Raw genomic sequence first — 7,704 nt, 5'->3', positions numbered from 1 at the left:
CCGCCGGTGGAGTCATCTCCGGTGGAGCCGTTTCCGCCGCTGTCCTCGTTGCCGGGAAGCTGGTCGGAGGAGGCATCCACCATGAGCAGGCCGGAGAAGCCGGTGACAGTAAAGACGGAGCCGTCCGCCGAGGTAAGGGTACCCAGGGTAAGGGTACCCTCCTCGGCCAGCACGCCGTTTTTGGCAGTGAGGTAGAGGGTTACCTGGCTTCCGCTCTGCTTGGAAGTGGCATAGATGCCGTTCCGGTTTAGGCCGCTGTCGGGCTGATAGGTGTAGGTGGTGTCGCCGCCGGAGAGGGAGAGGGTGAGCTGCAGGCTCTGGCACGCGGGGGAGAGGCCGGTAAGGGTGACCGCCTGACTGGCGGCGGCCGTGCCGGAGGTCACCAGCTGGATGCCGGCGGCGGCCGCTGTGGTAAGCAGCAAGCCCGCCGTCAGAACCAGCGCGGAGATCAGGGAGAAAATCGGTCGTTTCACAATGCGCTCCTCATCTTTCAAGAACTGGTGCCGGTCAGCCGGATTACGGGGAAGTCGGACCCGTCCGCCCCGCCCTCGGGGAAGCTGATCCACAGGGTCTGGCTGGTGACCCGCTGGCTGTCGGCGCTGGTGGGATCATCGGTGCGGTAGAACACCGCCCGGATGGACAGGGGATAGGCGTCGGTGACGCCGTCTCCGGCGTTGAGGTCGGCCTCGGCCTTCAAATCGGGGACAAAGAGGAATAAGCCGTCGCTGGTGTCGCTCACCGCCCCGTCGTCGGGCAGCTCGGCGAACAGCAGGCCGTAGCCGCTCATGGCCCGGGTGATGGTGGTGATCTCCTGATCCTCCCAGGCCTCGCCGGTGGTGTTGTACTCCGCCTCAATGGATACGTAGTTGTACACGGGGTCGCCCCGGTAGGTACCCAGAATCACCAGGGTACCGGCGGGGATCACGTCCTCCTGGCCGCTGCCATACACGTAGTCCGCCTCCAGTACGCCCACGGAGGCATCCGGGTAGAAGTCCACCCGGTCGCCGGGGTAGTCCAGCAGATCCACCCGGGCGTCCTGGGGAATGCCGGTGAGCGTCAGCACCGCCGCGTCGTAAGTCCAGATGCGGGTATCGGAGGGGGCGGCGCCGGGTTTGTTGAAGTAGGCCACTGTCTGATCTCCGGAGAGCTGGCCGGTTTTGGCGGTGGTCCAGGCTTCATCCCCGGCGGCGGCCTTGACCTTTACGGTGTAGCCGCCGGTGAGGCCGCTGCCCGTTACCTTGATGCCGGTGACAGGGACGGCGGAGCCGTCCTTCATGGTGATGGTGACCGTCTCGCCGTCGCGTTCCAGGGTGTACAAATCGGGGGAGATGGTCTTGTCATAGGCCACCCGCACCTCGCTGCTCCTGGCCGCATCGCCCGGATTGCCCAGCCTGTCCACGGGTACCGCCGTATAGGTGTAGGTCAGATTGTTGGCCGCCCCCAGATCGTCCACATAGATGGATTCGGTGGTAAAGGCGATGGGAATGCCGTTGCGGCGGATTTCATAGCCCAGAATGCTGTCGCTGTCGGTGTGGGTGAGAATCAGCGTTACGCTGGACTCCTCCACCTGGGCCAGCACCGCGGCGGAGCCCTCAGCGGCGCCGCCGCCCGCCAGACGGTAGGTGCGGGATGCGTCATTGAGATACCAGATGGCCCGCTCCTCGGTGGGGTAAGCGGCCAGAAGGTCCTTTACTTCCTGGCTGAGGGTCATGCCCCAGCGGGTGAAAAACTCCGTCAGATTCCGGTTGGCCGTCTGGGAGGCGATGAGGGCCACCCGCTCGTCGTAGGAGTAACTGCTGTAGGTCCCCGACTTCCAGGCCCGGAAGAAGGCGTTGAAGAAGGCCAGGGGCTGGTCCGCCCCGTCATAGGCCAGGTGGAGCTGCCAGTACATGCCCAGCTGGACAAACACGTTGTTGGCTGCGCCGGGGCGGCCCTGGGCCGCTTTGTTGAAAATGTCCTCCCAACGGCCGTCGTCGGTGAGCCGGGTGTCCAGCATCATGGAGGAGCCGTCCCAGGCCTGGAGGGCCAGGGAGTAGATGTTGTTGGTGATTTCGGTTTTGCCCAGCTTGTCCATATTGTGGCCAATCTCATGGGCAATGCCCCAGCCGAACAGGCCGTTGTCCGCTCCCGCGCCGGTGACAGAGGTGGGCCTGCCCTGCACCAGGGCGGCGGTGGAGCCATACTCCACCCCCACGTGGCTGCCGGCGGCGTACATGAAGGCGCCGGCAAACATGCGCATGTAGCGGATATTCTGGCGGGTGGTCATGGGGTATTGATAGCCGCTCAGGCCGGTGTCGGCGGCCAGGATACCCTGGACCTTATTGGCCACAAACAGCTCCTCCTCCCAGGCCAGCACGTTCTGGTACAGTATTTCGGCCATGGCGCTCTCATCGTTGCCCACGCCCTTCAGGCCGGAGAGCACCTGGTCGGCGGGGAGGGAGAGCAGCACGCTGGGGGTGGAGAGTTCAGTGGCGTTGCGGATGTCGGTGGTCAGGCTGGTCCCGGACAGGCCGGAGACATAGTTCTCCAGCGCCTGGATATAGGCGGCAATGGCTTCCCGGCGGGCGGCCTCCTCCATGGTGTACCAGGCGGAGAGCTCCAGCACCGGCATCTGGTACACACCACTGCCGCTGCGGATTTGCAGCCGGATTTGCTCCGGGTGGTCTCCGGCGTAGGTCAGGTAGAGGACGCCTCCTCTGGTATCGGCCAGGGAGCCGATTTTCTCAATGGACAGGTAATTGCGTCCGTTGTGCAGGGCCACAGGGGCTCCCTTCCACACGCCGGATTCCCCATAGAACTGGGTGGGTACCACGTATACCGGCTTGTCGTCCGGCAGCTGGGCATAGATGGCCAGGGTGCTGCCCGCTTTGGCGGAAACGCCCAGGGGCTGCAAGTCGCTGGCGGTCTGGCCGGCGGCGGCGTCGGCCGGGGCGGCGGCGGAGCGGCTCTGGAAGTCCTCCTTCACCAGACCTAGGGCGTCGGTCTTCTGCTCCAGCAGGGCCTGGGCCAGAGTCAGCTCGTCCTCCAGACGGGTCTTGTCCAGGTAGAAACTGCCCAGAGCCGTAAGACGCTCCCGGAGGGCGGCAATCTGCCGGGTGTCCGCCCCGCCGGCCAGCCGGGTGAAGGCCCCGTCGGCGAAGAGGGCCGCAATGTCATCGGCCAGGGTGTCGCTGTTGTAGAAAGCGATCTCCGAAATGCTCACCCGGGGACCGCCGGTCTTTTCACCCAGGCCCAGGGTGACGCTTTTTACCCCCTTGGTCTCAGGAAAGGTCAAAATGTAATAGCCCCCGGCGGTGATGTTCATGCCGTCCCGGTAATAGGTGGACAGAGTCTCCCCATCCTCACCCTTCAGGGTGACGGTAAAGTTGGCGATGCGGTTTTGGTAGGCGCCGTCCAGATAAGGGACCAGCAGCAGGTAGTTCATGTTGTGGGTGCTCTGGAAGGTGTAGGTGATGTTGCTGTTGTACCAGTAGTTGGCGGCAATCCAGTAAGTGTTGGGGTCGTTGTCGATCAGGTGGTCCACAGTAAAGTTGGGGCAGAGGTTCTTGTTGACGTTGCCGGAATCGGCCATGACAATGGAGGTGATCTCGTGGGCGGGAATGCGGCCGTCGGCAGGCAGCTCGGGCATCTCAAAGGCATCCCGCTTGGGAGTACCCAGAGCGGCAGCGGAGTAGGGGCCGAAGCCGATCTGGTTGCCGGCCTTCACCGCCACTTCGTAGACGGTGCCGTTGGTCAGGCCGGTGATGGTGGTGCTGGTGCCGGTGATGGCGTCCCCCCAGGGGATCCATGTCTCCGCGCCCTGCACCCTGTAGTAAGCCTGATAGCAGGTGGCATCCTTGGTTTTCCCCCAGCTGACCCGCAGGGCGGTGTCGGCGCTCTCCACCAGAAGGTTGGAGGGGGTTCCGGGTACGACTGCCGGGAGGGGTACGGCGGAGAGTATGGCGGAGGGGGTGCCGCGCCAATCTCCGCTGACGGCGGTGACCTGAAAATAATAGGTGGTATTGTTGCTCAGACCGGAGAGGATTGCCCGGTTGGTGCTGACAGATGTGCTCTGATTCAAACTGTCCCGACCGGTGCCGTAGGCCACGGTGTAGCCGGTGACGTTTTTCACGCTGTCCCAGACCAGGGTGATCTCCCCGTCTCCGGCGGTGGCCGCCAGGTTCTTTACTTGGGTGTCCGCCTCCATGGCGTCGGAGACAATGTCCTGCAGGAAGGTGATTTGGGAGACGGTGGCGTAGTCAGGAGCCTGGCCGGTCTGTCCCTCCACCTTGGTGACGGTAATGGTGACCTTTTTCACCGCCACCTTGGCGCCCAGATTAATGGTCACCACCGTCTGGCCGGCAGTGCGGCCGGTGGCGTGGATGCCGGCGGGGGCGGACACGTCAAAGGGCAGTTCCAACACCTGCCCGTCCTCGGTCTCCACCCGGGCGACGCCCGCCTGGATGGCACCGTCGGTGCTGGGAGAGGCGATAGAGATCTCCTGCATGGTGACGGGACGCTCAAATTCCATGGGAATAGCCAGGGACGCTCCCTGAACGGCGGGAGCCAGAGTGACCTCGGAATCACCGGAGGTAAAGAGATCCTCCAAGCTGCCGCCGGTGACAGTCACCCCGGAATCGTCCACCGCCGGCGCTGTAATGGCGGCGGTAGCCAGGATGGTGGGGGCGGCGGACAGGTCCATCATTTTGTTGACATAAGACAGATCAATTACATTGATCCTCCCATCTCCGTTTAGGTCGTAGACGGCCAGCGCCTGGGGGCTGCCGTCGGCCAGGTGAGCGTCCATGGCCGCCCGGTCGGCGTGGTCCACGGTGCCGCTGCCGTCCACATCTCCCAGGGAGAAGGTGCCGTCCCCGGTGCTCAGCAGCACATGCTGGGAGTAATCCTCCAGGGTGACGGGGACGGTGCAGGGGGTGTACCCCCTGCCGGTAACGGTCATCTGGTAGCTGCCAAGCGCCAGGCCGGAGAGGGTGGCGCGGTAATAGCCCAGCTGCTGCTCGGTGGTCAGGGCCGTCCCTTGGGAATTCAGGGCCTCCACCGAGACGGCCAGGCCGTCGGCGTCAGCGCTGCCGTCCCACAGGCGGACGACGGCGGATGTGCCGTCCGAATGGGTAAGGGTAAGCTGGATCTGGCGCTCCTTCACCTCGTCTACCCGCTGGGGCAGAGGAAAGGCCAGAGTCAGGGCGATGGAACCGGTGGCCTGAGCGGTCTGCTCCGTGGCAGGGTCCGGGACGTCTGCCGCGGAGGCGGCAGGCAGCCACGGGGCGCATGCGCTGGCCAGTGTGGCCAGACAGAGCAGGCCGGAAATGGCGCGACGGGGATGCATCAAGGGGGTCAACCTTCCTTTCTTCTTTTGATGCGTTGCTGCTGTCAAGTCATCCAGGATGACATAACGTGGGGATTATACGCGATGCGCAGCCCGGATGCAAGCTCCGGCAGGGGGATTTTTCTATTTTTGTAGGAGATGGTAAAAAAACATGGAAAACCTATTTATTTTGTATGATTTTAGACGAACCAAAATGCGTGGGCGGCGGTGCCGCAACGCACCGCCGCCCACGTTCAACTTGTCAAAAAGCCTGCTGGTCATCGTCCCTGCTGAGTTCGTCCGCCGCTTCAGCCGCCTGGCGCTCCAGCTCGTCCAGCTCCGCCAGGCGCCGGCGAAGGGCCTCCCGCTGGCCGGCGTCCATCTGGCACACCTGCCGGTCAAACTGCTCCTCCCGGCGGCGCTGGGCGTCCTGCTGATACTTCTCCTGGAGCTCGGCGCCGTACTTCCGGCCCTCCTCCATGGCGGCAGCGCCCTTTTCCACCAAGAGCTTGCCGGCCTTGCCCGCCTGCTCTGCGGCGATGGCGGCCAGGCCCACCCCGGCCAGACCGATGTTGGCCAAGGTCTTCCCAAAATCTTCTAACATAACCATTGCTCCTTCCTGTCTGCGGTGCGGCTCTCCCGCACCGCCTGGCATCTGCGTTTAGTATATACAAAAAAGCGAAATTTGTCTTTGTAATTCTATGAACAATGAATTAAAAATGGATGAAAGACCGGGGCGCTTTCCTCTTGTGGCGAGCGGTCGGACGTAGTATAATCAGACACGTGAGTGCAAGCGTGGAAAAGAGGATGAAACAGCCATATGGAACAGACACGGACAAGAACCTGGGCGGAGATCAATCTGTCCAATCTGGAGCATAATTATCATACCCTGCGGGCCATGCTGCCCCCCGGCTGCCGCTTTTTGGGGGTGGTGAAGGCGGACGCCTATGGACACGGAGCGGTGCCGGTGGCCCGCCGGCTGGAGGCGCTGGGGGCGGAATATCTGGCGGTAGCCTGCCTGGATGAGGCGCTGGAGCTGCGCCGGGCGGGGATTCAGGCCCCCCTTCTGATCCTGGGCCATACCCCCCCGGAGCGGGGCGGGGAGCTGCTGGCCCACCAGATTACCCAGACGGTCTACGACCTGGAGACTGCCCGGGCTCTGTCCGCCCTGGCGGTGGGGGCCGGAAAAAGGCTGAATATCCATATTAAGGCGGATACCGGTATGTCCCGGCTGGGCTGGCTGTGCGACCAGGCCCATCTGGAGGAGACGGTTCGAACCATAGCCCAGGTGTGCGCCCTGCCAGGCCTGGCGGCGGAGGGAATTTTTACCCATTTTGCCAATGCCGACGGGGATGAGGCCTACACCATGCTTCAATTCACCCGGTTTCTGGACCTGCTGGACGCCCTGAAGGCCCGCGGAGTGACCTTTGCCATCCGCCATTGCGCCGCCAGCGCGGCTGTGTTACGCTATCCCTGCACTCATCTGGATATGGTGCGTCCCGGTATTGCCCTCTACGGCCACTATCCCGACCCATCCTGTGAGGGGCTGGACGGGCCGGGGCTGCGCCCGGTGATGAGCTTGAAGACCCGGGTGGCGTCGGTGAAGACGGTTCCGGCCGGTACCCCGGTGAGCTACGGCTGCACCCACGTGCTGGAGCGGGAGACCCGTCTGGCGGCACTGACCATCGGCTATGCCGACGGACTGCCCCGGCTGTGTTCCGACCGCTGGCAGGTGGAGCTCCACGGCTGCCGGGCGCCTCTGGTGGGCCGGGTATGCATGGATATGTGCATGGTGGATGTCACCGGTCTGGAGGTAAGGCCGGGGGACGAGGCGGAGGTGTTTGGGGAGTCCCTGCCGGTGGAGGAGCTGGCCGGTCTGGCCGGCACCATCCAGTATGAGCTGCTGTGCGCGGTATCTCCCCGGGTCCGCCGGACATACCGGGGCTGAGAGACACCGGCGGCAGGCAGCCGGCATACAATGGGCCGGGGAGGAAGCGCCGGCACGGCGGCGGAGCGCCGTCCGCCCGCCTGTTTTTTACAGGCAGCGGGTATAAATCCCGCCGCCCCGTGGGAAAATCATAGTGACCGCGTTACATAGGCCGCTGGCCGTGTGACGCAGGTGACTATTTTCCGGCGGAGTGTGAGCTTTTGTGGATAACAGCGTAAAACGCGGAGACATTTTCTATGCCGACCTGAGTCCGGTGGTGGGCAGCGAGCAGGGAGGCGTGCGCCCGGTTCTCATCGTGCAGAACGACACCGGCAACCGCCACAGCCCCACGGTGATTGCCGCCGCCATCACCTCGCAGACCGGCAAGGCCCGATTGCCCACCCACATTGAGCTCTCGGCAAACACCTACGGACTGCCCAAGGAGTCGGTGGTGCTGCTGGAACAGATCCGG

General features: G+C 63.8%; 5 protein-coding genes. 2 read left to right on the top strand and 3 right to left on the bottom strand.

Features of this window, described 5'->3' with window-relative positions; all coding sequences use genetic code 11:
• The 3 genes from Q0J74_RS09365 to Q0J74_RS09355 form a co-directional block, all read right to left on the bottom strand.
• A partial coding sequence (locus Q0J74_RS09365) for a hypothetical protein (RefSeq protein ID WP_297213793.1) occupies nucleotides 1–473 on the bottom strand: 473 nt, incomplete at its 3' end.
• A gap of 17 nt (nucleotides 474–490) precedes the next feature.
• A complete protein-coding gene (locus Q0J74_RS09360; protein ID WP_297213796.1) occupies nucleotides 491–5,326 on the bottom strand; it encodes a M60 family metallopeptidase in 4,836 nt (1,611 codons plus the stop codon).
• A 241-nt stretch (nucleotides 5,327–5,567) separates the two neighbouring features.
• Complete coding sequence (locus tag Q0J74_RS09355; RefSeq protein ID WP_297213790.1) at nucleotides 5,568–5,909, bottom strand: hypothetical protein; 342 nt, start codon at nucleotides 5,907–5,909, stop codon at nucleotides 5,568–5,570.
• A gap of 216 nt (nucleotides 5,910–6,125) precedes the next feature.
• On the opposite strand from Q0J74_RS09355, the gene alr reads away from it, so the two are divergent.
• Both alr and Q0J74_RS09345 read left to right on the top strand, forming a co-directional pair.
• Entirely contained in the window at nucleotides 6,126–7,253 is a 1,128-nt protein-coding gene (gene alr, locus Q0J74_RS09350; RefSeq protein ID WP_297213787.1) for an alanine racemase, read from the top strand.
• 202 nt (nucleotides 7,254–7,455) lie between these two features.
• Nucleotides 7,456–7,704: type II toxin-antitoxin system PemK/MazF family toxin (locus Q0J74_RS09345; protein WP_297213784.1), on the top strand; the 249-nt coding region annotated here is incomplete at its 3' end.

The organism is uncultured Flavonifractor sp. (assembly GCF_944387675.1).
Lineage (GTDB): Bacteria > Bacillota > Clostridia > Oscillospirales > Oscillospiraceae > Flavonifractor.
This window is presented reverse-complemented; position numbering and strand designations above follow the sequence as displayed.

What these genes read in the sequence shown, in the direction of transcription:
- Q0J74_RS09360 (WP_297213796.1), bottom strand. Translation starts at nt 5,326, where the DNA reads ATGCATCCCCGTCGCGCCATTTCCGGCCTGCTCTGTCTGGCCACACTG.
- Q0J74_RS09355 (WP_297213790.1), bottom strand. Translation starts at nt 5,909, where the DNA reads ATGTTAGAAGATTTTGGGAAGACCTTGGCCAACATCGGTCTGGCCGGG.
- alr (WP_297213787.1), top strand. Translation starts at nt 6,126, where the DNA reads ATGGAACAGACACGGACAAGAACCTGGGCGGAGATCAATCTGTCCAAT.